Origin of the sequence: Sphingobium sp. LMC3-1-1.1 (assembly GCF_040676285.1) — a bacterium.
Lineage (GTDB): Bacteria > Pseudomonadota > Alphaproteobacteria > Sphingomonadales > Sphingomonadaceae > Sphingobium.
In genome coordinates this window covers 41,226-65,822 of sequence record NZ_JBEGHQ010000003.1, presented here as the reverse complement: position 1 = coordinate 65,822, position 24,597 = coordinate 41,226, and the positions used below count along the sequence as shown (strand labels likewise).

Here is a 24,597-nt window from a genome sequence, read left to right as displayed (position 1 = left end):
CAGGGGGCGAACATGGCAAATTTCTTCAACGTGGTGGGAAGTCAGACCATCACGGCAGGCAATGAGAAAGACCAATTCTTCGCCTTCACCCGGCTCGCCAATCTGGACTATGTGCGCCCCGATGCAGTGATGGCGCAACTGGTCTGGAATTCGGCGATCCTCACGGGCAGCGGCACGGCCTATCAACTCACGGCCACCAACATCCAGATTTCCATGGATCTGCTGATGGGAGGCACGGGCACGGACGTCATCTACGGATCCAATTTGTCCGACGCCATCTTCTACAATAATGGCGTGATTTCGGGGGGGGTCGGCAGCTTCGACAATATCGAGCAGTTCTGGCTGGGGGACGGAGACGACATCATCGACCTGACCGCGCATGGCGCGGGCGGGATCGACTATGCCAAAGACGTGCTGGTCCAGGCAGGTCTTGGCAACGACATCATCATCGGCGGCGCGGGCAAGGACAATCTGCAGGGCGACGGCGGCAACGACATCATCTTCGGCTGGCGCGGCAGCGACACGATATCCGGCGGGGCAGGGGACGACCTGCTCTACGGCGATGACCTGGGCTTCAACGGCATATCCGGGGACGATACCATCGACGGCGGCACGGGCAACGACATCCTCTATGGCGGCCGCGGCAGCGACAAGATGACCGGCGGCGACGATGACGACATTCTCTACGGTCAGGCGGGCGGCGACAATATGTCGGGCGGCAGCGGGAACGACCTGCTCTATGGCGACGATGCCGACACCAACAGCAATGATACGCTGAATGGCGACGCGGGCAATGACCAGCTTTATGGCGGCGCGGGCAGCGATGAACTCTATGGCGGCACTGGCGACGACCTGCTGGATGGCGGCACCGGCAACGATTACATGCATGGCGGAGCGGGCGACGATACGATCCTTGCAGGCGCAGGCAATGACGTGATCGACGGCAGCGCCGATATCGATACGGTCGTCTTTTCCGGCAACCGGATGGACTATATCTTCACGCTCCAGACAGATGGCAGCTATGTTGCGGTCGACCAGCGCGCAGGCTCTCCAGAGGGCAGCAAGACGATCCGCAATGTCGAATATTTCCAGTTCGCGGACATGACGACGCCCTCGACCGCGCTGAACGCGCCGCCCGTCATCACCTCGAACGGCGGCGGTTCCAGCGCGTTGCTGACGGTCGATGAGAACGGCACCGCCGTCATCACGGTCATCGCGACAGATCCCGACATGGGGCAGACGATCGCCTTTTCCATCGTCGGCGGAGCGGATGCGGCGCTGTTCACGATCGACGCGGTGACGGGCGAATTGCGTTTCCTTGTGGCACCCAATTTCGAAAGCCCGGCCGATGCCGACCACGACAATGTCTATGATGTGATCGTTGCCGCCAATGACGGCAATGGCGGCATGGATACGCAGGCGCTTTCCGTGACCGTGAACGACGTGCCCGATGGCTTTGCGCCGGTCATCACCTCCAATGGCGGGGGCGCGAGCGCGGCGATCACGGTCGATGAGAATGCGACCGCCGTGACCACGGTAGCCGCCACGGATGTGGACGGCCCGTCGATCAGCTATGCGATTGTTGGCGGGGCCGATGCCGCGCTCTTCGCCATCGATGCCGCGACCGGCGCCCTGACATTCAAGGCCGCCCCCGATTATGAGATCGCCGCCGACGCCGATCACGACAATGTCTATGACGTGATCGTGCAGGCGAGCGATGGCTCCAACGCGGACCAGCAGATACTGGCCGTGACCGTCGCCAATCTCAACGACAATGCGCCGGTGCTGATGTCCTATGCCGGGGCGGCTTCGGTTGCCGTTTCCGTGGCGGAAAACAGCTTGCTCGCCGCGACGGTTCAGGCCAGCGACGCTGACGGCACGGCGCTCAGCTACAGCATCAGCGGCGGCGTCGATGCGGCGCTGTTCACCATCGATGCCGCGACCGGTGCGCTGAGTTTCAAGACGGCGCCCGATTTTGAAGCGCCCAATGACAGCAATGGCGATCGCATCTACAATGTCGTCGTCAGCGCCAGCGACGGCAGCAACAGCGTCTCGCAGACCCTGGCAATCAGCGTCACAAATGTGAACGACAATGCGCCAATCATCACCTCCAACGGCGGCGGCGCGTCGGCATCGATCAACATGGCGGAAAATGCCAGCGCCGTGACCGTGGTGGCCGCCAGCGACGCGGACGGGACCACGCCCGGCTTTGCGATTTCGGGGGGAGCCGATGCGGCGCTGTTCACCATCGATCCGGTGACCGGCGCCCTGTCCTTCATCAACGCCCCGGATTTCGAGAACCGGGTCGATGCAGATGGCGACGGCGTCTATCAGGTGACGGTACGCGCAACCGACGGCAGCAACTTCGATGATCAGTTGCTGTCGATCACCATCACCGACGTGGCTGAAAACGGGCGGACGATCACGGGATCCTCGGGCAACAACACGATCAGCCCGACGACCACCGTGCTCGCCTACCAGACCACGGCGCTCAACGACACCATCTACGCCCTTGCCGGCAACGACGTCATCGATGGCGGGGTGGGCGCCGACTATATGGACGGGGGTGCGGGTAACGACATCTTCTATGTCGACACCTGGTCGGATGACGGCTTTGACGGCAATGACGATCAGGTGATCGAACTGGCCGGTGGCGGCAGCGATCTCGTCTATGCTTCGGTCAGCTATCGCCTGGCCGCCAATGTCGAGAAATTGACGCTGACCGGCACGGCGTCGATAAACGGCATGGGCAATGAGCTCGCCAACACGATCACCGGCAATGATGCGGCGAACATGCTGTCAGGCGGCGCGGGAGCCGACATTCTGTATGGCATGGGCGGCAACGACACGCTCGATGGCGGCGACGACAATGACAATCTGTTCGGCGGCGACGGCAATGACGTGCTGCTGGGCGGCGCGGGCAATGACTATCTGGACGGTGGCGCCGGCGCGGACAGCCTGATCGGTGGAGACGGTGACGACAGCTATATCGTCGACAGCTGGTCCGATGACGGCAACAGCGCCAATGACGACCTGATCTTCGAACTGGCGGGTGGCGGTAACGATCAGGTCAATGCCTCGGTCACCTACAAGCTGGCGGCGGAGATCGAGAAACTGGTTCTTACCGGCACCGACAATATCGACGGCACCGGCAATGATCTGGCCAACAACATCACCGGCAACAGCGGCAATAACAGCCTCTGGGGCGGCCTGGGCAACGATATCATATTGGGCAATGGCGGCGGCGACCGGCTCTATGGCGAGGACGGGCAGGACAGCCTGGACGGCGGCGCGGGCAATGACCTGCTGGACGGCGGTGCGGCGGGCGATACGCTGAAGGGCGGAGCGGGCAGCGACACGCTGATCGGCGGCGCGGGCAAAGACGTGCTGACCGGCGAGACGGAAGCGGATGTATTCGTGTTCAATCGCGGGGACACAACGCTCAACACGTCCAGCTATGACCGCATAACCGATTTCAAGGCGAGCGAGGGCGATCGCATCGACCTCGACTTCCTGAACGGCAGTCCGGCTGCCGCCGATTATGCGGAAAAGGCGATAGCGACCAATGTTTTCGCCGATGCGCTGGCGGCCGCCAACACGACCGCCGGGGTCAATCATGTGACTTTCGTCGCCGGGACGACCGACGGCTGGATTTTCTACGATGCCAATGGCGATGGCGCATTCGACCAGAGCGTTCAGCTGGTCGGGGTCAACACCCTGGCCGGGGTCGATGCGAGCAGCTTCTTCTAGATTGGTTTCGATCTGATCAGATCGACCGCTCAAATGACATAAGCAGCCGAGCCGATCAAATCGGCTCGGCTGCCATATTTTTTGAGCTGTCCTTTTCTGGAACGAAAGATGGCGTTGCCTGCCGAGTTCGACGGCCAGGTTGCGTGCCACCGTCGCGGGCACTTATTTCTGACCTTGCAGCGGCGGACGGGGAATGCGCCGGGCGAGTCACCGCCCGGTTGGCTCATCCGATGCTCGCCGCGACCGGCCGAACCCTCGCCCTTCGCAACCAGGCGACGTCCAGCAACACTGCCGTCACCACGCCCAGGATGACATGGGCCATATTACCGCCAATGGGTCCATAACGGGGAACGGTATAGGCCGCGACCGCCACGAACAGCGCCGTGCCGAAGCCCGAGATCGCAAGAACGGTCCAGCTTCGGTTCATGGCCAGCATGGCCGATCGGGAAGGCGCCGCATGCAGCATCAGCATCACGGCGACCAACTGTGTCAGCAGCAGGATATAGGTTTCCGAATAGGCGACGCCCGGCCCGATGCGGATGAGCAGCGGACCCAGCAGCCAGGCCCCGGCGAGCATGGTGAAGCCGACCACCGCCAGCGCCATCTGCACCTGCAGCGTGGCCGCCCGGAAGGTTCGGATGTTGCCATTGGCCCACATGCGGGCAACGTCGGGATAGACGACAGCCTGCACCTGCGCGCCCACCTGCGTCGCGACCTTCGCGATGCGCTTGGCGAGATAGTAGACCGCGGCGGCCGAACTGCCCGCCACGGCGCCGACGAACAGCGAGTCCGCTTCCGTGGTGATGACGCGCAGCGTCAGCGACAGGTTGGTCGAGCAGGCAAAACCGAAGAAGCCGGGGAAGTCGCTCACCAGGCCCTTCAGCCGGGCATGCAGCGGATTGGGTATTCCCATCTTCCGCAGGGCCCGGAAACCGACCCAGAAGACCAGAACGGAACCCAGCGCCTGCGAAACCGTCCACGCCACCATGAAACCGATGATGCCGGCATGGGTCACCATGCAGAGGAAGGCCAGCAGGATGCGCAGCACATTGCCCGCAACCTGCGCATAGGCCAGCATCTTGAACTGGCCGGACAGGCGCAGCGCCGCGGTCGGCACGCCGGCGATGTTGAACAGGGTTGCGACCGAATAGATCGCGACCAGTTCGACATGCAGGGGCTTGAGGCCGAAGAGCGGCCCGAACAGCCATGCCAGACTGACCGCACTGAGCGCCGCGACTGCCGCAGCGCCGATGTCCAACATCAGCCCATAGCAATACAGCCGCTGCATTCGCCGTGTTGAACCCTTCGCCTCTTCCTCCACGGCGAACCGGATCAACGGCTGCCAGGATTCGAAGCGCAGAATTCGTTCCACCACGCGATTATAGGACAGCACCAGAACCATGACGCCATAGGTCGCTGGTCCCAGGGATCGGGCGGCCATCGCCACGCTGACCAACATGATCAACGCGTTCAGGAAATTGCCTGACAGCAAATGCCCGATTGCGATCAGCCGGTTCCGAGTCCCCTTTACCAGGAAATCACCGAACCGGCCGCGCAACATGGGCAGGGCGCGCGCTGTCAGCGCGCCCCTTATGTCATATGCCATGACGATCCCCCCATTTGGGGTCGTGAAGATCAGGCGCGGTTAGCCACGCCGGCCATTTCCAGGACAGGAAGCTGCGCTGGATGAGGTATGGCGGCAGGAAGTTCAGGTTCGACCTCCGTCACGCGTCCGCGCATGCCGTGATTGGCTGCCCAGATCGCCGCCTGGGTCCGGTTCTTGACGCGCAGCTTGCGCAGCACGGCCTTCACATGGACCTTTACGGTTGCCTCACTGATGTCCATCCGCTTGGAAATGACCTTGTTTGGGCATCCCATGATGAGCCAGCGCAGGATTTCCAGTTCCCGATCGGACAGGCAGGCCGCATCCACCGGACGTTCGACCTCCAGAGCATCGGTCAGACTGGGCCGGGATTGCAGCTCGTCCGCCAGTTGCGGCGGAAGAACGCGCTCGCCCATGGCTACCAGCCGCAGAGTCGCCACGAGTCGGTCGCAGGAGATTTCCTTGACGATATAGCCCAAGGCCCCCAGACGGAACGCCTTCAACATGATCTGAAAATCAAATCGGTCCGACAACAGGACAAGATAGGAACAGGGAAAGCGCTTCTGCAGAACGGAAAGCGTTTCGAGGTCCATGGATTCGGTGCCGTCGTCGATCAGGAGCAACGATGGTCCCGGATCCTCTTCCGGCACCTCAACTTGTTGAAGTACAGTCGCAATATTTGGGTATTGAGTTACGCGGAAATCCCGTTCCATCAGGATACGGCTCAGCCCCTCCCGAACGATTGCATTACCGCACAACAGACGCACATTAACTGGGTACGACATTGGGTGGTCCCCTCATGATCTCCTCTACCTTCGTAAGCAGGCCCCAAACGAAATGTAGAAGACCAGTAATCAAATGCCTGTAGTGCGACCCTTTCTTTTCGTTTCAACAACTTATCAGTAGCATATTTTTGCCGCGAGAGTCCCCTAATGTACACTGGAAATTTCGGGTGCAAACGACCAGAGGTTAACGCATTGTTAAAATAATGTAATTTTGCCGCACTGCGGAATTTTTCCGCGCTTGCAGCAGTTCCGATTACCACTTTGGTAGTATGCCAACGGCCTGGAGGACAGAAAAGGCGGCTATCGGACATCGCGACTGATTCGCCTTTTTCGCAACATAAGTTAGTTAATTTGTCGAACCAGAACAAATGCTTCCGCCGCGATTCGATATACGGTGGCGCCTCTCAGGGTTGCCAGTGCCCGGATGGCCTCCACCGACCTTTCGTCGGGGCTTGGTTTGACCTGAGACTCGAATGACTGGAAGGCGGCGATCTTCGTTTCTATGGTTTCGCTGATGTCCACGAACATGTTCGGAATGAAGGCGGGCGTGACGCCGGGCGCCAGCCAGTTGGTCTCCGACAGCGTTTCATAGGCCAGAACACAGGCGGGGCCGCCGGGCCCGCGCGGCCGGGCATGGACCAGGGCAGCGTTGAATACGATCTGATGGTCCAGATGGATATCGCCGACGAACGGGATCAACAGCAGGTCGGGCTTGATGCGGGACAACGCATCCGACAGCGCCGCGTTGAGTTCGCTTCGCCTGACCTGGTCCAGGGCGGCGGCGGGAAAATCCAGGAACTGGGTGTCGGTCACGCCGATCATCCCATGCGCGCGCAGGGTTTCGGAGCGGATCTGCCGCACCAGTTCCTCGTCGAACAGTGGCGGCTGTCCCCGGGTGACGACGACGACATGCACCTCCGCCCCCGCCGCCGCGGCGCGCGCCATGGTGCCGCCGCATCCCAATATCTCGTCGTCGGGATGGGGGGCGACCACTGCGATCCGACGGGCATTGAAAGGCAGCGACATTGATTATTCCCCCAGAATGGCGTGGAGTTTGGGCGGCTTTTCAGGACCGCCCCATTGCGTGACGTCAATCGCGGTCCGCTGACCGCACAGGATGGTGAAGCCATCGGCAGATCGCGCTACAACCTGCCCCGGCAGGGCCGCGTGACGCCCGCCCATGTCGGACAATGTCGCCGACCAGATGACGAGGCCCGCGCCGTTCGATCGGGTGAAGGCGCCGGGATAGGGGTGGCCAGTGGCGCGGATCAGACGCAACACGTCGCCGGCCGGCTGCCGCCAGTCGATCAGCCCGTCCGTCGGAGTGCGGCGCGCGGCCCAGGTGGCGCAATCTTCGTCCTGCGCCATGCGCGGCATCTCGCCCGCGGCGATCCGCTTCAGCGTGCGGTCCAGCATGACGGCCAGAGCCTGCATATGCTTGGCATAGAGCGACGCTGCGGTTTCATCCGGCGCGACATGGAAGAATTGCTGGTCGACTATGTCGCCCGTGTCCGTGCCCTCGTCTATCCAGAACAGGGTTCCGGCCGTGATCGGTTCCTGCTGCAGGATCGTCCACGGTATCGCTGCGCGACCGCGAAGCCGGGGCAGGGCCGCGGGATGATAGCCGACCACCCGATCGGGAAAGAGCGCGCGAAAGGCAGCCCCGCAAATCTGCGACCAGCCCATGACGAAAGCCATGTCGGCGCCGGCATCACGGATCGCGGCGAGCGCTTCCTCCCGGTTGATATTGTCGACATGGATGATCGGGCAGCCTTCGCGCCGCGCCGCCGGTCCCAGGTCGACAAAATCGGAATGGCGCGCCGCCAGCGCGGGATCGAGCGTGACAAGCGCGGCGATGTTCCACGCCGGATGGCGGGCGATCGCTTCGAAGGCGATCCGCGTGGTTTCAACTGCCCCAATGAGGAGGGCGCGCTTCGTCGGCATGCCAGTCGATCCTTTTTTCACCGCCGACCACGACCAGCAGCGTGCGGGCGATGATCTGCGCGTCGAGACGGGCGCTGCGGTGGCGTACGTACCAGAGGTCGAAGCGCAGCTTTTCCTCGACGGCCAGCAGCGTATTGCCGCTGACCTGCGCCAGACCCGTCAGTCCGGGCCGCACCTTGCCGCGCTCCACGCCGTCGCGACCCATGGCGGCGATGCTATGGGGCAGCAGCGGCCGGGGACCGACGAAATCCATGTCGCCGCGGGCGATGTTGATCAGCTCGGGCAATTCATCCAGCCGGGAACGCCGCAGGAATCGCCCCAGCGCCGGGGTCCGCTGCGCATCGGGCAACGGGTCGCCGCGGCTGTCGCGCAGGTCCCGCATGCTGCGGAATTTGATCATGGCGAAGGGCTGGCCGCCCAGACCGCTTCGCACCTGGCGGAACAGCACGGGCCGCCCCAGGCCGACCAGCACCAGCAAGGACAGCAGCAGCAGCAGGGGAGCGAGCAGCGCGAGAAGAGCCATCGCCAGCCATGCCGAGGGGCGCAGGCAGGCGGTCATGCGCGTTCCGGTACCAGCAGCGCTGGTGGCGGCACGGACTGGGGCGGTGTGTGCGCGGCGCTTTGCAACTGCATGGTTTCCAGCAGCAGCGCATTGACTTTGTCCACATCATAGACGTCGACCGCTGTCTGCCGCGCCGCCCCGGCCATGGCGGTGACGCGCTGCGGATTTGCGATCATCGCTTCCATGGCGTCCGCCAGTGCTGAGGCGTCGCGCGGCGGCACCAGCAGGCCGTTGACGCCATGCCTGATAGGATCACGGCAGCCCGGCATGTCGGTGGTGATGACGGGCCGTCCGGTCGCCAGCGCTTCCAATATCGTGCGCGGCAACCCTTCCCGATAGAAGGACGGCAGTACGAAGGCATGGGCCGAAGCGATGAAGGGCCGCACGTCGCGCGTCTCCGGCAGGAATTCGATCAGCCCCGCCTCGCGCCATCGGTCAAGATCGGCAGCGGTGTAGCCGGTGGGATTTTCCGTCTCGGGCCGGGTCAGCAGCAGGAAACGCACGTCGGGGTGCCGGGCGCGGACGATGCGGGCCGCCTCGACATATTCGCCGACCCCCTTGTCGCGCATCAGGCGGCCCATCATCAGGAAGGTGAAGGGCCCCTTCGGCAGGGGCTGCTCGGCAAAATGGCGCAGGTCGATGCCCGAGCCGGGAACCTGCATCACCCGCTGCGTCGGCGAAACGATCCCGCTTTCCTGCATCAGCCGGTGATCGTCGCTGTTGAATACGAAGATGCACCGCGCCTGGGCGATGCCGATCCGGTAGAGGCGCGATACGACGCTTCTCAGCCAGCGGCGGCCGTCTGCCTCCTCGCTGAACACATAGCCAAGGCCGCTCATGATCGAGAAATAGCGGGCCCGGCTCCACAGCCGTGCAGCCAGCCCGCCATAGATGATCGGCTTCTGCGTATAGGCGACGACCACATCGGGCCGTTCAGCGCGCATCAGGTGCCGATAATGGAGCAGGGTGCGGACGTCGTGCAGCGGATTGGTGCCGGCCCGCGCCATGGGCGTCCGACGGAAGCGCACGCCCATCCGCGCCAGCCGCTCCAGCACCTCCGGCTCCTCGTCGGGGGCGCAGGCGACGACCTCGTGCCCCTCCTCGATCATCCGCGCGATCAAAGCGCCGCGGAAGTTGATCAGCGACCAGGACAGGCTGGAGAGGATAACGACTTTCATGGCGCCTATGCCTCCCGCTTTCCGCCTGAACCCATTGCGTATCGAGGATGGGAGGTATCACAGCCCCTTCCGCTGCTCGGCGGTGCATCGGTAGATTACCCCTTTGAGGCAAGGCGGCTCCCCTCCGCGCCCGCCATTGGCCCGTTTCTGCCAACATGGGGCCTGCCGCATAGCCCCAATGGGCGACCGGACGCGCCGGGCGGGCCCGGGGTGGGATAAAGGATAGTGTCCGCTCGACCGATTACCGGAATGCCCTTGTTTCGATAGCTTCAAATGCACCGGCGGTTGTGGACGGCACGCAGGGCGGCGCCTCCAGGCAGCCTTCAGCCCCCGCAACCGGCGGACCATGGATCGGAGACATCGGAATGCCGAACATCGCATCAGCCAGGCTGGACGGGACCGAAAGCGTCGTTCAAACGCCGCCCGCCGCCATGCTTCTGCGGCTGGACGCGGCAGCCCGCGCCTTCGCGGCGCAGGGCCCGGCGCGTTTCCGCGCGATCAGGCTGGCCGTCATCCTGGCGCTGGATGCGCTGATCATGCTCGGCAGCTTCCTTCTTTCGCGGCTGATCCTGTCCGACCTGCCCATGCCCGGGACGCTGATGGAACCCTGGTTCATGACCCTGTTCGTCGGCGTTAACCTGGCTGCATTGTTCGTCGTGGGCACCTATCGGCAAAGCTGGCGCTTCCTGTCGCTCGCGGATGCGCTGTCGCTCGCGGTCAGCCTGCTCGCCAGCAGTTGGCTAATATGGATGATCACCGCCGGGCTGCTGGCGCCGCAGAAGATGATGCGCGGGCCGATGACCGTCTTCCTGACCGTCGACGTGCCGTTGACGGTCGCCGCGCTGCTGGTGGTGCGCGTGTTGCGGCGGCAGTTCTTCAAGCATGTCCGGGCGGCGCGGTTGCGCCGGACCGTGCAGGCGCGCCGCCGCATCCTGTTGCTGGGCGAACTGGACTGGGCACGGGTGATGGCGGATCTCGTGCCCACCGACACCCAGTCCGGGCTGGAGATTGTCGGCGTCATCTCCTTCGACGGGCATGAGCGGCGGCTAAACCTGGGTGGCCTGCCCATATTGGGATCGCCCGACATGCTGCCCCGGATCGTCGCGGATCTGGACCGCGCGGGCAGGCGGCCCGTCAGCCTGGTGGTGCAGGAAAGCAGCGAACGGCTCGACCGGCAGCAGATATTGCGCATCGCGGCGCTGGCGGAACAGGAAAATCTGGTCGTCTCGCGCTTCCGCAATCCCTGGACCAGCGCGCAGCCGCTGACCGGCGACCGCATGGCGATAGAGAAGATGCCGCTCGCGGAATTGCTGGGGCGTCCGGAAATCACGGTGCAGCACAGCTATCTCGAGCGGGTCGTCACCGGGGCGCGGATCATGGTGACGGGCGCGGGAGGCACCATCGGCGGCGAGCTGGTGCGCCAGCTTGCCTATTATGCGCCGGCGGAGATCGTGCTGCTCGATCACAGCGAATATAATCTCTACACCATAGAGATGGAGGCGCGGGAGAAATTCCCCCATGTCCGTTTCCATGCCGAACTCTGCTCGATCCGCCAGCGCCCCGCGCTATGGCAGGTGTTCGAGCGGCGGCGACCGGAAATTGTCTTCCACGCCGCTGCGTTGAAGCATGTGCCGATGGTGGAGGCCAATCCCTGCGCGGGCGTGCATACCAATGTGCTCGGCACCCGCAACGTTGCCGACGCGGTGTGCGAGTTCGAGGCGCGGGCGATGGTCCAGGTGTCGACCGACAAGGCGGTCAACCCGGTCGGCCTGATGGGCGCGACCAAGCGGCTGGGCGAGCTGTACTGCCAGGCGCTCGACCTGATCGGCAGTTGCGATCCGGACAGCCCCCGCTTCCTGACGGTGCGTTTCGGCAATGTCCTGGGATCCAGTGGCTCATTGATCCCGCTGTTCCAGCAGCAGATCGCCAGCGGCAAGCCGCTGACCGTCACGCATCCGGACATAGAGCGCTTCTTCATGACGGTGCAGGAGGCGGTGCTGCTGATCCTGCAAAGCAGCGCCCGCGCACTGGAGACGGATTCGGAGCGCGGCACCATCTTCGTTCTCGACATGGGCGAGCCGGTCAAGATCGTGGAGATCGCTCGCCGCGTCATCCGCATGGCGGGACTGCGGCCGGAAATCGACGTGCCGATCAAGTTCATCGGGCTTCGTCCAGGGGAAAAGCTGTTCGAGGAACTGTTCGACAGCAGCGAGGACAAGATCGAAAGCGCGATTCCGGGTATTTTCGAGGCCATGCCATCCCCGATTCCGCTGGAGATGCTGGTGGAGGGCTTTGCCCAGCTCGCCCGGCTGATCGCGGTGGGTGACGCGGATGAGCTTGTCCGGCTGACACACGAAATGGTCGCTGCTTCCGCCAGTTCGCGCTGGGCGGAGATATTGCGGCGGCTGGCGGCGGAAAGTTCCGACACGCTGCTGATGATGCCGCCGCGCCCGACGGATATTCCGGCCGCCCTGACCCCGCCGCTGCCGCGCGATGTCGCCTGACCTTTTTGGGGGAAACCAAGATGCAAGCCGTGCCTGCGCAAGCCCATATTCAGTCCCCTGTTCCGCTGCGCCTCAGCCCGCTTGACCATGCCGCGTTGCGTTGGCCGCAGCATGAGCCGGACGAGATCGCGGCGGTGACGCGGGTTCTGGAAAGCGGGCGGGTCAATGCCATGGTCCATGGCGAGCAGAACCGCGCCTTCGAAGCGGAATTCGCGGCGTTTTGCGGCATGCCCCACGGCGTCGCGGTCAGCAATGGGACGGTCGCGCTGGAACTGGCATTGCGGGCGCTGGGCGTCGGGGCGGGCGATGAGGTGATCCTGCCCTCGCGCAGCTTCTTTGCCAGCGCGGCCTGCATCGTCGCGGTCGGCGCGACGCCGGTCTTTGCAGACATCGACCCGATCAGCAACGCCATTGATCCTGACTCCGCCCGCCGGATGCTGTCGCCGCGCAGCCGGGCGATATTGTGCGTGCACCTGGCCGGCTGGCCCTGCGACATGGCGGCGTTGCGCGCGCTGGCCGATGATCACGGCCTGTGGCTGATCGAGGATTGCGCGCAGGCGCATGGCGCGACCCTTCATGGCCGTCGGGTGGGCAGCTTCGGGGATGCCGCCGCCTTTTCCTTCTGCACCGACAAGATCATGTCCACGGGCGGCGAGGGCGGTATGCTCCTGCTGCGGCAGGAAGCGCACTGGAAACGGGCCTGGGCCTATAAGGACCATGGCAAGAACCCCGAAAAATTCTTTACGGCGGCCACGACGAGCGGTTTCCGCTACCTGCACGACAGTTTCGGCAGCAATTGGCGGATGACGGAGATGCAGGCCGCCATCGGGCGGGTGCAGCTCGCCAAGCTGCCCCGCTGGCTGGCCGCCCGGCGCGACAATGCCGCAACCCTGATGCGCCTGCTGCGCGCCAATCCGGCGGTGGAGGTGCCCGATATTCCGCCGGAGGTCGGCCACGCCTTCTACCGGCTTTATGTGACCATTGCGGCCGACCGGCTGGGGGAGGCGGGGACCACGCCGATCATTGGCCGGATGATGCAGATGGGCATGCCGGTGGGCAGCGGTTCCTGCGCCGATATGACGTGCGAAGTCGCCTTTGCGGGTCGGAACGTCCGCCGCGACGGCGCTCTTCCGATCGCGCAGGATCTCGGCCGCCGCAGCATAGCCTTTCCGGTGGATCATCTGCTGGATACGGAAGACATGCACCGCCTGGCGAACTGCCTGGAGATCGCCATGGCGGAACTGTCCTGTTGACGAAGGGAGAAAAGACGATGGCCAACGGCCGCCTGCCGCATTTTGTCATCATAGGCGCCGTCAAGGGGGCGACGACCTGGATCCACAACCAGCTTCAGGACAATCCGGCGATCTACCTGCCCGCGCCGGAGCCGCATTTCTTCAGCCAGGAGCATGCGCAGGGGCTCGATCATTATCGCCGTTTCTTCGATGGCGCGCGGCCCGACCAGATCCTGGGGGAAAAGTCCGCCGACTATCTCGCCCACCCGGACGCGCCCGCCCGCCTTGCCGCTGCCCTGCCAGAGGCGCGGCTGGTGGTGCAGCTTCGCAATCCGGTCGACCGCGCCTATTCCGATTACAAGATGCTGTTCCGGCGCGGTACGGTGACAAAGGGGCCGGAATATTATCTGGACGGGCGGCCGAACGACCAACCCCGATTTCTGGAGGATGGGCTTTACGCGCAGCATCTGCGCCGCTGGCTTGCCCATTTCGACGCGGAGCAAATCAAGATACTGCTGTTCGAGGATGTGAAGGCCGCGCCCGAGGCGAGCGTCGCCATCGTCAGCGACCATATCGGAGCGCCCCGTCATTATTCGAAGCAGGTCGGTTCCGACCCGCGCAACGACAGCAGCGAGCGTTTCCTGCCGCTGCCGGTACGGACCGCGCTGGCACCGTTGAAGGAGGCTGTGCGGCCGTTGCGCGGCAAAGCGATGTTCGAACGGGTGCGTGGGGTATTCGCGCGGCAGATCGCCTATCCGCCATTGCCCGCGGCGCTCCGCCAGCGGATGGTCGACTATTATGCGCGGGACATTGCCGATCTGGAGGAGCTGATCGGGCGCGATCTCAGCCATTGGAGGCAGGATCGGAGGCTGGCGGCATAGCGCAGGGCCTGTTGCCCCTCCGCAGGCGCATGGCGTTTCCAGAATTCTCGTTGGTATCACTCCCAAAGCGTTCGGGGGCCTGTCCCTTTTTGCCTGTCCGCCAGCCGTTATTGCCCGCCCCGGAATCAGCCAAAGGGCTTAAACTTCCACCACATCCATTTGAGAGGGGACGCAGATGCGCAACCGGCTTCATCATGGCCTTTTCCTCGGCCTTTTTGCCCTGACAGCCGCCTGCTCGAGCGGGCTGTCAGGCCTTGCCAGCCTGCCGCCGGCACCGACCGTCGCCTATCGGCTGGGCGCGGGCGATGAGGTGCGCGTGGCGATTCCCGGCCTCAGCGCGGCCGATCCGGGCGGCAGCAGCTATGTGGTCAACGATCGCGGCCAGATTTCCCTTCCGGTGCTGGGCGATGTCGATGCGGGCGGCAAGACCGTGCCCGAATTGCAGGCCAGCATCGCCCAGCAATTGACGCAGCGCCAGTTGCTCAATGCCCCGACCGTCAGCGTCCAGCCCGTCAGGCTGCGTCCTTTCTATGTGCTGGGCGAGGTGAAGAGCCCCGGCGAATATCAATATCGTGCGGGAATGTCGGTGCTCGCGGCCGTGTCCGTCGCGGGCGGTTACACCTTTCGCGCCGAACAGGGGAGCGTCGCCATCACACGCATGGTCGATGGTCGACAGATGGTCGGCCGGGCGAGCGAGCGCGACATGATCCAGCCGGGCGACACAGTGCGCATCTATGAGAAGTGGTTTTGATGCCCTCCCCGGCTCTGGGGCGGGCCGCCGGGAGCGTTGCGGCCCTGTTGCTGATCACGGCCCTGACGGACGCCCATGCGCAGGATCTGGACCCCGCCGGTCCGGAGCAGGGGACGCCGGGCGGGCTGTTCGAACCGACGCCGCTGACGCTGGGGAGCGCGACCTTAAGGATCGGCGGCAGCGCCCGGCTGGAATATGACAGCAATATCTACGCTCAGGCTTTTGGCGAGAAGGATGATTTCCGCCTTCAGGTCCGCCCTTATATCGACCTGCTGCGCAAGGGGAGTGCACTGGAGGTGACCGCCCGGGCGGAAGGGGATATCCGCAAATATTTCCAGTATCAGAAGGAAGATGCGGTCGGTGGACGCATAGCCGCCGGGTTGAACTGGAACCCGTCAGCCGCCGACCGCCTGAACGTCGCCGCGAGCTGGCAGCATCTCATAGAGGATCGGGGCGAGCCGGAGGGCAATACCCTGCCCAATATCGGTCCGCGCGAACTGAACCTGGTGGATGGCGACCTGTCCTATCTGCACCAGGGTTCGCGGATCGGATTTCTGGCCAGGGCCACCGGAGCGCGCATGCGATATACCCGGGCCATCGATGAGGAGCGTGATCTGGACGCGGTTGGTGGGCTTGCGCGGGTGATGATGCGCGTGTCTGCGCTGACGAGCCTTTTTGTCGAGGGGGTGGCTGCGCATCGCGATTTCCGCCGTGCCCCCGCGCCGGGCCAGTTCGACCGCGACGCGTCAACCTATGGCGCCCGGGTCGGCATCGCCATCGATCCGGGTGGCACGTTGCGCGGCGATGCGGCGGTCGGCGTCTATCGCCTGGATGCCAAGGACAAGCGGATAGAATCGCAGACCCGCATGTCGGTGCAGATCGGACTCACCTATACCCCTCGCCCACGCACCGCCATTACGCTCGACGGCTTCGTCGGCAATGTCGCCACCTACCGGACCGGGGTGCAATCGCGTGAGGACATGCGCTTCCGGCTGGGAATAAACCAGGAAATCCGCCACAATCTGAGAGGACAGCTGGGAATCCTCTACCGCCGCAGCAAATATTTCGGCGTGGACGACACCGACAAGCTCTACGGCGTCACCGGAGAGCTGGAATATGCCCTGAACCGCCGAGTCGCCATCGCTGCGACGGCCCGTTTCTCCAAACGCGACAGCAGCGTTCCGCTGGACGAATTCGACCGCATTCGCGGAGGTCTCGAACTGCGCGTCCATTATTGACGCGCGGCCGTGCCGGAGCGGGACAGGACTGATCCAAAGGGCTGCCTCCTAACCCCTTCGCGCAATGGACTTGGGCTCCCCCGGCTAGGACAGTGAACGGCATAAAAGCGTGATTATACAGGAACCCCGCCGCCATGCTGGTAAGAGCATCCAGGCCACCCATGCTTGCGTTCGTCCTTCCGGGCCTGGGCGCGGGCGGGTCGGAACATATCGTCAGCCTGCTCTGCAACCATTTCGCGGCGCAGGGCTGGAGCATCACCCTGATCGTCTTCGAGGAGGCGTCCGCCCCCTCCTATTACGCCTATCATCCGCAGGTGCGGATCATCAGGCTAGGCATGAAGTCGCGCCGCCGTGCCGTCGCGACCGGCGCGCTGGCGATGCTGCGGCGGCAGAGATTGCTGCGGCGGGCATTGAAGGCGGTGCGGCCGGAACTGGTGGTAAGCTTCCTGACCCGCACCAACATCCTCTCCCTGCTGGCCGCGCGGTCGCTGCATATCCCGGTGATCGTATCGGAACGCAACAATCCCGCGCTCCAGACGGTGGGGCCGGTCTGGAGCCGGTTGCGGCAGATGACCTATCCGCGCTCCGTCGGCCTCATCACCATGACGCAGGGGGCGATGGACTGGTTCAAGGAAGCCATGGACGTGGAGGGATGGGTGATTCCCAATCCGGTGCCGCCTGCCGGTGCCGCGCCGGATCGCCGGTCGGACGGGCATACCATCGGGGCGGTGGGGCGACTGGTGCCGCAAAAGGGCTTCGACCTGCTGCTGGACGCCTTTGCCCATGTGGCGCAACGCATTCCGGACTGGAAGCTTGTGATCTGGGGCGAGGGGCCGGAGCGCGCCGCGCTCGAGCGGCAGCGCGGCCGTCTGGGGCTGGCCGATCGGGTGAGCCTGCCCGGCGTGACGGAGAAACCGGGCGACTGGGTGCCCCGGACCGACCTCTTTGTCCTCTCCTCCCGCTTCGAGGGCTGGGGCATTGTCGTGGGCGAGGCCATGGGCGCAGGGTTGCCGGTCGTTTCCTTCGATTGCCAATGGGGCCCGGCCGAAATGATCGAGCATGACCGGAGCGGCCTGCTGGTCCCCAATGGCGACGGCGCTGCATTGGGGGAAAGCATCGTCGCGCTCTGCAACGACCCGGCCCGGCGCGCCGCGCTGGGGCAGGCGGCTCGGGAGCGGATGGCGGATTTCGGACATGATCAGGTGCTTGCCCGCTGGCAGTCGGTCATCACCAGCGTGCTCGACCATCATCGGGTGAGGGCAGGGTCATGAACATGATGTCGCTGAAGGGTTTTGCGCGGGCGATGCGGCGGCGGCTGCGGGACGAGCCGCCATTGCGGCTGGCGGCGGCGCGGGCCGATGCCTTCCTGGTGTCCTATCCCAAGAGCGGGCGGACATGGCTGCGCTTTCTGCTCTCCTGCTATTTCGCGGAAAGCGCGGCGCTGGGGTTCGAACCCGACCTGACCAGCACGTTTCGCATCCTGCCCAATTTCGACCGTGATCCGGTACGGGGAATCGATGCCTTCATCGGCGGGACGGGCCAGGCTGACCTGCCGTTGGTTCTCGTCAGCCATCTGCCCTATCGCGAGAGGCTGTTCCTTGACCGGCCGGTCCTGTTCCTTGTCCGCGATCCCCGCGACGTGATCGTGTCCGCCTATTTCCATGCGACCCGGCACAAGAAGAGCTTTTCCGGCGACATGGCGGCTTTCCTGGACGAGCCCAAATATGGGATGGCGGCGCTCACCGGCTATCTGAACGGCTGGGCGGCGGGCCTGACCGGACGACGGCATCACCTGATCAGCTACGAACATATGCTCGCCGAACCCATGTCCACGGTTGCGGGTATCCTCGCCTTTCTGGGCGTGCAGCCGCAACCGGACATGCTCGCTCGCGCCGTTGCCGCCGCGCAATTCGACCGGATGCGCGACAAGGAACGCGACGGCGGCATTCCCGGCCATGATTATGACCGCAGCGACGACCAAAGCCTGCGCATGCGCAGCGGCAAGGCGGGCGCCTTCGGCGAATGGCTCAGCCCCGATCAGGCGGATCTGGTGCTGGAGCGTTGCCGTGCCGATCTGTCGCCGCGCGCCCTGGCGCTGCTGGCGGCGACCGGGGTCGATCTGGCGGCTTGAAATGCGCATCTGCTCGATCATCACCAGCTTCACCTCGGGCGGCGCCGAAATGCTGGTCTGCAATCTGGCGGAGGCCTTTGCGCAGGCGGGCCATCAGGCGGCGATCCTGTCCCTCAGCGATGCCGGACAGGTCGGCAATGCGCCCGCCACCGAAGCAGCGATGCGGGCGCGGCTGCGCGAGGGCGGCGCCACGGCCTTTTCGCTGGGGCTGGCCAATCGCAACAATATTGTGGCAGGTACGCTGGCGCTGCGGCGCGCCCTGCGCGCGATCCGGCCGGACGTGATCCACGCCCATACCGCCCGTGCGCTCTTCCCCCTCGCGCTTGCCATGCCGGGCGTGCCCGTAGTGCTGACCCACCATAACAGCCGCCTTTCCTTTCCGCCCTCTGCCTTCACCCTCTTCAACCGCATCGTCGACAGCTATGTCGCGATCAGCGACCAGTGCGAGACGCTGCTCCGCAGCCATGCGCGAAAGCCTGTCCGCATGATCCTGAATGCTGCCAGCCCCCGCTTCCATGCCGGGCAGCCGCGCGTTGCCGCCGGGCGCGATCCGATCATCCTGGCCGTGGGCACGATATCGGCGCAAAAGGATTATCCGACCCTGCTCCGCGCTGCCCGCCCGCTGGTGGGTGCACTGGCGGCGCAGGGCCGCGCAGCGCGTATCTGCATCGCGGGTGCCGGGCCGGAATTGGAAGGGCTTCAGGCCCAGGCGGTGGGAGAGCCGGTCGAACTGCTGGGCGCGCGCAGCGACGTCGATATGTTGATGCGGCAGGCAGACCTTTTCGTGAACTGCTCGCTTTGGGAGGGTTTTCCCATCGCGATGATCGAGGCCGCGATGAGCGGCCTGCCCATCGTTGCGACCGCGGTGGCGGGCAATCGGGAGATGGTCCTGCCCGGCGTCAACGGCCAGCTCGTCCCGCCCTCCGATCCCGCCGTGCTGGCGCAGGCCATGGCGGATATGCTGAGCGATGACGTCCGCTACGCCGCGCTGTCGCAAGGCGCGCTGCAAGCCGCCAGCCGCTTTTCCATCGAAAATTGCGCGGCGGCGCATCTGGACCTTTATCGCGACCTGATCGCGGCCCGCCATCCACGCATCGCCATTGCCCCTCTGGCCCGGCCGATATCGCCATGCGAATAGCCGTGCTGACCGATATCCATGCCGCCAGCGACCCGCTGCAACTGGCGCTCACCGCCGCGCGGCGGGAGGGGTTCGACCGGATGCTGATCCTGGGCGACCTCCTGACCTATGGGGTGCAGCCGCTGGAGACGCTGGAACTGGTGCAGGGCGCGGCGGCGCGGGACGGCGCGATCCTGATCAGCGGCAATCACGACATGCTGTACCGGGGGTCGCCGGCGGCGGAACGCTATCGCGCCGACCTGCCCGAATGGCTGCGGGAAAGCGTCGACTGGACGGCCGCCCATATCCCATCCGGCAGCATGGCGGCCTTCGATTGGCGGGAAAGCTGGTCGTTGGGGCCGTTGTTCGCCGCCCATGCCAATCCGTTCGCCTATGGGGACTGGCGCTACATCCGATCCGCGCAGGAGGCAGAGGAGGCCGCCGACACGGTTGCGGCGCGGGGCTTTCGCTACGGCCTGTTCGGCCATGTCCACCGACATCGCCGCTATGATTGCGCAGCCGCCACCATCTTCACCCTCGCCTCGCTCGGCCAACCGCGTGATGACGGGGACCGGACGCCCAAATGGGCGATGATCGAAGTCAGGGGAGATTTTGTGACCATAGAAAGCCGCGATATCGATTTCGATCCGGAGGACCAGATGCACGCGATCCGCGCCACTACTCTGTCCGCCGCCACGCAGGAGCGGCTCTGCCGGTTCTTCGCATGAAGATCCTGGTGACCGGAGCTGGCGCGGTGCTGGGGCAGGGCATCATCAAGTCGCTGCGGCAATCGGCGCTGGAGTGCCAGATCATCGCGGCTGACCCCAATCCGCTTTCCGCTGGCCTTTACTGGGCCGATGGCGCCTATCGCCTGCCCTTTGCCGACGATCCGGCCTTTGGCGATCGCATCCACCAGCTGCTGGATCGGGAGCGGCCCGATATGGTGCTGCTCGGCACCGATGTGGAGCTGTCCTATTTCGCGGCGGAGAGGCATCGGCTGGAGGCGCTGTTCGGGACGCATGTGCTGGTCAGCGATCCGCGCGTCGTCGCCATCGCCGACGACAAGCTGGAAACCGCGCGCTTCTTCGAAAGTGTCGGACTGCCCCACCCCGCTTCCGCCGCGGCGGAGGACAGGGAAGCGGTCGAGGCGCTGATCGCCGCCGTCGGATTTCCGCTGGTGGTGAAGCCGCGCATCGGCGCGCGGTCGGTGGGCGTGTCGCTGGTTCACGACCGGGCCGCGCTCGCGTCGGCGCTGGAGGGGCGCAGCGGTCTTGTCGTGCAGCAATGCGTGGGCGACGCCGACAGCGAATATACCGCCAGCACGCTGGTCTTCGATGGCGAGGTGCAGGCGTCGATCGTCATGCGCCGCGACCTGCGCGACGGAAACAGCTATCGCGCTTATCTGGGCGACTATCCCAGGCTCAACGAACAGGTGCGGGCGCTCGGCAGGGCGCTGCAACCCCATGGTCCCGCCAATTTCCAGTTCCGCACCGATGCCGACGGCACACCTCGCGTCTTCGAGATCAATGCCCGCTTTTCGGGTACGACGCCGCTGCGGGCCATGGCCGGCTTCAATGAGGTGGAGATGTGCGTGCGGAAACTGCTCCACGGCACGCCGGTCGTGCAGCCGCCGGTGCGCGAGGGCGTGATCCTGCGTTATCTGGACGAGATGTTCGTGCCGCAGGAGCGCATCGACGCGGTGCGATGAACGGCGGCGCTCCCTTGCTGGCGCTGACCGGCGGTTCGGGCTTTGTCGGCCGCGCCTTCGCGCCGGCGGCGCGCCGGGCCGGCTGGCGCATTCGCCATCTCTCTCGCCGCCCGCCGCCCGATGTTGATCCGGACGATGAATGGGCATTGCTTGACCTGTCGGCGGTCGAGGCGGTCGAGCTGGGCGGCTGCGCGGCGCTGGTGCATCTGGCCGCGCACATTCCCTCCGATCATCATGACCTGGCCGAAACGGAGCGCTGCTGGCGAATCAATGCGCTCGGCACGCTCAAGCTGGTCGATGCGGCGATTCGGGCCGGCGTCGGGCGGATCATGCAGGCGAGCAGCGCCAATGCCTATGCGCCGACCGCTCGACCGCCGCACGAGCAAGCGCCGCTCTTTCCCCGCAGCAGGGGCTATTATCTGGGTTCAAAGATTGCCCAGGAAATCTATGCGGAGGAACGCTGTCGCGGGGAGGAGGTGCTGCTCCAGACGCTGCGCCTGGCATCGGTCTACGGGCCTGGCCAGCAGAGCGGCGCCCTGGCTGCGATGGCACGAGCGGCGACGAGTGGGCGCCCCATCCGCGTGCATGGCAGTGGCGCCTTCGGTTCCGACCTTGTCCATGTCGAGGATGTGGCGCAGGCTATGCTGCTGCTGCTCGCCAGCGGGCATGCGGGGGCTTTCAACGTCGGCAGCGGTGTTCGCACCACCATTGCGGAACTGGCGAGGATGCTGGCGGAGCGCTGCTGCGTACCGATCGCCTATGAAGCTGAAGCAGAGGAGGACTGGGGTTTCCCCGCCCTCAATGTCGACCGGATGGCAGCATTGGGATATCGCCCGCGACCACTGGCGGCGGGGCTGACCGACATATTGAAGACGGACTGAAGCCAGGGCGCCATGCTGCTGCCTGCGGGAACAGCATCTTGGCCGGCTGTTCCGTCAGCTCCCGTTCGGGCCGCCGCCGCCGCCGGTATTGCTGCCGCCGCCGCCACCACCCATGCCGGCAGCGCCGACCGCGCCGATATTGCCGAAAATCTCGTCGAACAGGCTGCGATGGCGGCCCAAAGTCGGCGTCTTGTCGCCCGAAGGCGAAATCCTGGCGACCTGTTCCAGTCCCTTGCGATCGACCGCCACGACATTGCCCGCGCCGTCGAAACGGACATGCAGGATCGTCTGGGACACCGGCTTGGGGTTGGAAAAGGCCAGCGCGCGCATGTCGCGCGACACATAGTACCAGTCCTGGTCGCCGAACTGCGCGACGAAGCTCGGCCGGCCCAAAGTGCCCTCCACGGAGGCGCGATTGTCGATGCCGGGCTGGATCGAATCCACCAGCAGCTTGTCGACCTGATAGCCCTGATGGGTGCGGATGCGGGAACATCCCGACGCGCCCAGCAGCAGCGCGCAAAGGCCTGCGCCAAGCAAAATCCGCCCGCTGCGGGATTGGCGGCTGAACTGGCGCATGAACTTCTCCTGCGGGGCTGGCCCCGGACCTTGCCGAAAAACAAAGCCGCCATTGCATCGGGCGGCCGGGCGATCAATATGGAAATGCGCGAGCCTCGGCAAGGGGCCGCCGACCGGTCAAGCCAGGAAACAGTCAAACTCATGCCCAGCATCTTTCAGCGTCTGTTCGCGTCGAGCGATCCCAGGGACGCGATGCGCACCCTCTACAACGCCATCGTTGCAGAGGGACGACAGCCCCATTGGTATGTGAAGGGGCAGGTTCCCGATACGATGGACGGCCGGTTCGACATGATCATCGCGATCCTCGCGCAGGCGCTGATGCGGCTGGAGGCGCTGGGCGCCGCGCAGGAGAGCGTCTGGCTGACCGAATTGTTCGTGGACGATATGGACGGCCAGTTGCGGCAGGAAGGGATTGGCGACGTCGTCGTGGGCAAGCATATCGGCCGCATGGTGAGCGCGCTGGGTGGCCGGTTGGCTGCTTATCGCGCGGCGTTGTCGGGCGAAGCCGACCTGGGCGAGGCGATTGCCCGCAATCTTTATCGCGGCGAGGCGCCGTCCACAGAAGCGCTGGCGCATGTCGAATCGCATCTGCGCGCGCGCTGGGTGAGGCTCGGCTGTCTCAGCCGCGACGCGCTGATGGCGGGAGACCTTGGATGAGCTCCGCCCCCGAATTTTCCCGTCCCGTCCGCATTGACCAGCTTGCCCGCCATGCGCAACCGGTGACCATCACCGCCGATGCCGCCGAGCGCGAGGCGCTGGCGAAGCGCTTCAACCTGCTGGCGCTTGACCGTCTGGAGGCGGATTATGCCCTGAATGAGGATAATGGCGCCATCTTCGCCAAAGGACGCGTGCGGGCCGATCTTGCCCAGCCCTGTGTGGCGACAGGCGCGGCAGTGCCGGAGAAGGTCGACACGGATTTCCTGCTTCGCTTCGTCCGGGAAGGGGAGGATGTGCCGGAGGGTGACGAGCTGGAACTGGATGCCGGGGATTGCGACACCATCGGTTTTGACGGGCTTGTCATCGACATGGGTGAGGCAGTGGCCGAGACCGTGGCGCTGGCGATGACGCCTTATCCGCGCTCTCCGGAAGCGGACAGCATCCTGCGCGAAGCGGGCGTGCTGAGCGAGGAGCAGGCCAGCCCCTTCGCCGCGCTGCTCTCGCTCAAGGACAAGACATGAAGCTGGCGCTGGCGGCGGCGCTGCTGCTCAGCGCCATGCCGGCCTTCGGAGCGGAAACCGGGACGCGGATCGGGGAAAGGCGCGCCCGCGCCGAATGGGCCAAAGCGGAAAACCGCAAATCCTGCGCTCCGCTCGCGCTCGCCGCGCCCGGAGAACCGGAAGGGACGCCGCGCGCCGCCCGCTTCGGCGGCGGCTGGGGCGTCGCCTTCGACCTTCCCGGCCTGCGCAGCGCTTATGGTTTTGCCGGGACCGGCCTGTTGCCGGATGACAGGGCGGACCCGCGGACGCAGCGGCGCAGGCTGACCGATCAGTGGCCCTATATGCGCGAGCTGGCGCGGCTGCCCACCCCGTCTTTTGCCGGCTATGGTCAGGAAGGGGCGCAGCCCTATCCCGCCGCCAATCCGGGCGGCCAGGGCCTGCATTCCCTCGCCTATCTGCGCGTCGGCGGCCAGCGCTGCACCTATAATGTGTGGAGCCGGATCAGCCGGGCCCATCTGGAATGGCTGCTCGACAATCTTCGCCTGCTCCGACGCTGACGCCCGCCTTGCGTTTCCTTTTCGTTCCGGCCTGTGGCATAA

The 24,597-nt window shown here is 65.0% G+C and carries 22 protein-coding genes; 15 read left to right on the top strand and 7 right to left on the bottom strand.

Annotation, left to right across the window (positions count from 1 at the left end; genetic code table 11):
• Window positions 1–12 precede the first annotated feature (12 nt).
• A complete protein-coding gene (locus MRBLMC3_RS07170) occupies window positions 13–3,750 on the top strand; it encodes a beta strand repeat-containing protein (RefSeq protein WP_363827151.1) in 3,738 nt (1,245 codons plus the stop codon).
• Between the two features lie 223 nt (window positions 3,751–3,973).
• Here MRBLMC3_RS07170 and MRBLMC3_RS07165 read toward each other — a convergent pair whose 3' ends face one another.
• The 6 genes from MRBLMC3_RS07165 to MRBLMC3_RS07140 form a co-directional block, all read right to left on the bottom strand.
• Entirely contained in the window at window positions 3,974–5,356 is a 1,383-nt protein-coding gene (locus MRBLMC3_RS07165) for a lipopolysaccharide biosynthesis protein (protein ID WP_363827149.1), read from the bottom strand.
• 29 nt (window positions 5,357–5,385) lie between these two features.
• A complete protein-coding gene (locus MRBLMC3_RS07160) occupies window positions 5,386–5,976 on the bottom strand; it encodes a response regulator transcription factor (RefSeq protein ID WP_363739644.1) in 591 nt (196 codons plus the stop codon).
• Window positions 5,977–6,480: 504 nt separating this feature from the next.
• Window positions 6,481–7,164 carry a PIG-L deacetylase family protein gene (locus tag MRBLMC3_RS07155; protein WP_363739642.1) on the bottom strand — a complete coding sequence of 228 codons (684 nt, stop codon included), beginning with the start codon at window positions 7,162–7,164 and terminating at the stop codon, window positions 6,481–6,483.
• Between the two features lie 3 nt (window positions 7,165–7,167).
• Window positions 7,168–8,082: a formyltransferase family protein gene (locus MRBLMC3_RS07150; RefSeq protein ID WP_363827146.1), complete on the bottom strand. Its 915-nt coding sequence runs from the start codon at window positions 8,080–8,082 to the stop codon at window positions 7,168–7,170.
• The gene (locus MRBLMC3_RS07145; protein ID WP_363756521.1) at window positions 8,045–8,641 is read right to left on the bottom strand and encodes a sugar transferase; all 597 of its coding nucleotides are present in this window, start codon (window positions 8,639–8,641) and stop codon (window positions 8,045–8,047) included. Before MRBLMC3_RS07145 ends, MRBLMC3_RS07150 begins: the two co-directional genes overlap by 38 nt.
• Window positions 8,638–9,822, bottom strand: coding sequence for a glycosyltransferase family 4 protein (locus tag MRBLMC3_RS07140; protein ID WP_363756523.1), 1,185 nt, complete (start codon window positions 9,820–9,822; stop codon window positions 8,638–8,640). The genes MRBLMC3_RS07145 and MRBLMC3_RS07140 overlap by 4 nt, the downstream gene beginning before the upstream one ends.
• A 365-nt stretch (window positions 9,823–10,187) precedes the next feature.
• Between MRBLMC3_RS07140 and MRBLMC3_RS07135 the strand changes: the two genes are divergently transcribed.
• The 11 genes from MRBLMC3_RS07135 (at window position 10,188) to MRBLMC3_RS07085 (ending at window position 22,265) form a co-directional block, all read left to right on the top strand.
• Window positions 10,188–12,326 carry a polysaccharide biosynthesis protein gene (locus MRBLMC3_RS07135; RefSeq protein WP_363739634.1) on the top strand — a complete coding sequence of 713 codons (2,139 nt, stop codon included), beginning with the start codon at window positions 10,188–10,190 and terminating at the stop codon, window positions 12,324–12,326.
• Between the two features lie 20 nt (window positions 12,327–12,346).
• Window positions 12,347–13,579: a DegT/DnrJ/EryC1/StrS family aminotransferase gene (locus tag MRBLMC3_RS07130; protein ID WP_363827143.1), complete on the top strand. Its 1,233-nt coding sequence runs from the start codon at window positions 12,347–12,349 to the stop codon at window positions 13,577–13,579.
• Between the two features lie 17 nt (window positions 13,580–13,596).
• Window positions 13,597–14,439 (top strand): sulfotransferase family protein, encoded by an 843-nt coding sequence (locus MRBLMC3_RS07125; RefSeq protein WP_363756527.1) that lies wholly within the window; start codon window positions 13,597–13,599, stop codon window positions 14,437–14,439.
• Window positions 14,440–14,614: 175 nt separating this feature from the next.
• Window positions 14,615–15,190 carry a polysaccharide biosynthesis/export family protein gene (locus tag MRBLMC3_RS07120; protein WP_133654428.1) on the top strand — a complete coding sequence of 192 codons (576 nt, stop codon included), beginning with the start codon at window positions 14,615–14,617 and terminating at the stop codon, window positions 15,188–15,190.
• Window positions 15,190–16,428, top strand: a complete 1,239-nt coding sequence (locus MRBLMC3_RS07115) for an outer membrane beta-barrel protein (protein WP_363827138.1) — start codon at window positions 15,190–15,192, stop codon at window positions 16,426–16,428. The genes MRBLMC3_RS07120 and MRBLMC3_RS07115 overlap by 1 nt, the downstream gene beginning before the upstream one ends.
• Before the next feature lie 161 nt (window positions 16,429–16,589).
• Entirely contained in the window at window positions 16,590–17,699 is a 1,110-nt protein-coding gene (locus MRBLMC3_RS07110) for a glycosyltransferase family 4 protein (protein ID WP_363827135.1), read from the top strand.
• Window positions 17,696–18,559: a sulfotransferase domain-containing protein gene (locus MRBLMC3_RS07105; RefSeq protein WP_363739624.1), complete on the top strand. Its 864-nt coding sequence runs from the start codon at window positions 17,696–17,698 to the stop codon at window positions 18,557–18,559. The genes MRBLMC3_RS07110 and MRBLMC3_RS07105 overlap by 4 nt, the downstream gene beginning before the upstream one ends.
• Window positions 18,495–19,697 (top strand): glycosyltransferase family 4 protein, encoded by a 1,203-nt coding sequence (locus tag MRBLMC3_RS07100; RefSeq protein ID WP_363827132.1) that lies wholly within the window; start codon window positions 18,495–18,497, stop codon window positions 19,695–19,697. Before MRBLMC3_RS07105 ends, MRBLMC3_RS07100 begins: the two co-directional genes overlap by 65 nt.
• Before the next feature lie 2 nt (window positions 19,698–19,699).
• Window positions 19,700–20,404 carry a metallophosphoesterase family protein gene (locus MRBLMC3_RS07095; protein ID WP_363827129.1) on the top strand — a complete coding sequence of 235 codons (705 nt, stop codon included), beginning with the start codon at window positions 19,700–19,702 and terminating at the stop codon, window positions 20,402–20,404.
• 8 nt (window positions 20,405–20,412) lie between these two features.
• Complete coding sequence (locus MRBLMC3_RS07090) at window positions 20,413–21,384, top strand: ATP-grasp domain-containing protein (protein WP_363827126.1); 972 nt, start codon at window positions 20,413–20,415, stop codon at window positions 21,382–21,384.
• Entirely contained in the window at window positions 21,381–22,265 is an 885-nt protein-coding gene (locus MRBLMC3_RS07085) for an NAD-dependent epimerase/dehydratase family protein (protein ID WP_363827123.1), read from the top strand. The genes MRBLMC3_RS07090 and MRBLMC3_RS07085 overlap by 4 nt, the downstream gene beginning before the upstream one ends.
• Window positions 22,266–22,319: 54 nt before the next feature.
• Here MRBLMC3_RS07085 and MRBLMC3_RS07080 read toward each other — a convergent pair whose 3' ends face one another.
• Window positions 22,320–22,841: an outer membrane protein assembly factor BamE gene (locus tag MRBLMC3_RS07080; protein ID WP_363739614.1), complete on the bottom strand. Its 522-nt coding sequence runs from the start codon at window positions 22,839–22,841 to the stop codon at window positions 22,320–22,322.
• A gap of 141 nt (window positions 22,842–22,982) precedes the next feature.
• Between MRBLMC3_RS07080 and MRBLMC3_RS07075 the strand changes: the two genes are divergently transcribed.
• From MRBLMC3_RS07075 to MRBLMC3_RS07065, 3 genes are read left to right on the top strand one after another with little or no spacing between them, the layout of a single operon-like run.
• Window positions 22,983–23,498: a ubiquinol-cytochrome C chaperone family protein gene (locus MRBLMC3_RS07075; protein ID WP_363827119.1), complete on the top strand. Its 516-nt coding sequence runs from the start codon at window positions 22,983–22,985 to the stop codon at window positions 23,496–23,498.
• On the top strand, window positions 23,495–24,019 hold the full coding sequence (locus tag MRBLMC3_RS07070) for a YceD family protein (protein ID WP_363827116.1): 525 nt from the start codon (window positions 23,495–23,497) through the stop codon (window positions 24,017–24,019). Before MRBLMC3_RS07075 ends, MRBLMC3_RS07070 begins: the two co-directional genes overlap by 4 nt.
• Window positions 24,016–24,555 (top strand): hypothetical protein, encoded by a 540-nt coding sequence (locus MRBLMC3_RS07065; protein WP_363739608.1) that lies wholly within the window; start codon window positions 24,016–24,018, stop codon window positions 24,553–24,555. The genes MRBLMC3_RS07070 and MRBLMC3_RS07065 overlap by 4 nt, the downstream gene beginning before the upstream one ends.
• Window positions 24,556–24,597 lie beyond the last annotated feature (42 nt).

Coding starts and splice junctions, on each gene's coding strand:
- MRBLMC3_RS07110 (WP_363827135.1), top strand. CDS start 16,590: ATGCTTGCGTTCGTCCTTCCGGGCCTGGGCGCGGGCGGGTCGGAACAT.
- MRBLMC3_RS07145 (WP_363756521.1), bottom strand. CDS start 8,641: ATGACCGCCTGCCTGCGCCCCTCGGCATGGCTGGCGATGGCTCTTCTC.
- MRBLMC3_RS07130 (WP_363827143.1), top strand. CDS start 12,347: ATGCAAGCCGTGCCTGCGCAAGCCCATATTCAGTCCCCTGTTCCGCTG.
- MRBLMC3_RS07070 (WP_363827116.1), top strand. CDS start 23,495: ATGAGCTCCGCCCCCGAATTTTCCCGTCCCGTCCGCATTGACCAGCTT.
- MRBLMC3_RS07155 (WP_363739642.1), bottom strand. CDS start 7,164: ATGTCGCTGCCTTTCAATGCCCGTCGGATCGCAGTGGTCGCCCCCCAT.
- MRBLMC3_RS07105 (WP_363739624.1), top strand. CDS start 17,696: ATGAACATGATGTCGCTGAAGGGTTTTGCGCGGGCGATGCGGCGGCGG.
- MRBLMC3_RS07170 (WP_363827151.1), top strand. CDS start 13: ATGGCAAATTTCTTCAACGTGGTGGGAAGTCAGACCATCACGGCAGGC.
- MRBLMC3_RS07140 (WP_363756523.1), bottom strand. CDS start 9,822: ATGAAAGTCGTTATCCTCTCCAGCCTGTCCTGGTCGCTGATCAACTTC.
- MRBLMC3_RS07150 (WP_363827146.1), bottom strand. CDS start 8,082: ATGCCGACGAAGCGCGCCCTCCTCATTGGGGCAGTTGAAACCACGCGG.
- MRBLMC3_RS07065 (WP_363739608.1), top strand. CDS start 24,016: ATGAAGCTGGCGCTGGCGGCGGCGCTGCTGCTCAGCGCCATGCCGGCC.
- MRBLMC3_RS07085 (WP_363827123.1), top strand. CDS start 21,381: ATGAACGGCGGCGCTCCCTTGCTGGCGCTGACCGGCGGTTCGGGCTTT.
- MRBLMC3_RS07120 (WP_133654428.1), top strand. CDS start 14,615: ATGCGCAACCGGCTTCATCATGGCCTTTTCCTCGGCCTTTTTGCCCTG.
- MRBLMC3_RS07165 (WP_363827149.1), bottom strand. CDS start 5,356: ATGGCATATGACATAAGGGGCGCGCTGACAGCGCGCGCCCTGCCCATG.
- MRBLMC3_RS07115 (WP_363827138.1), top strand. CDS start 15,190: ATGCCCTCCCCGGCTCTGGGGCGGGCCGCCGGGAGCGTTGCGGCCCTG.
- MRBLMC3_RS07135 (WP_363739634.1), top strand. CDS start 10,188: ATGCCGAACATCGCATCAGCCAGGCTGGACGGGACCGAAAGCGTCGTT.
- MRBLMC3_RS07075 (WP_363827119.1), top strand. CDS start 22,983: ATGCCCAGCATCTTTCAGCGTCTGTTCGCGTCGAGCGATCCCAGGGAC.
- MRBLMC3_RS07080 (WP_363739614.1), bottom strand. CDS start 22,841: ATGCGCCAGTTCAGCCGCCAATCCCGCAGCGGGCGGATTTTGCTTGGC.
- MRBLMC3_RS07125 (WP_363756527.1), top strand. CDS start 13,597: ATGGCCAACGGCCGCCTGCCGCATTTTGTCATCATAGGCGCCGTCAAG.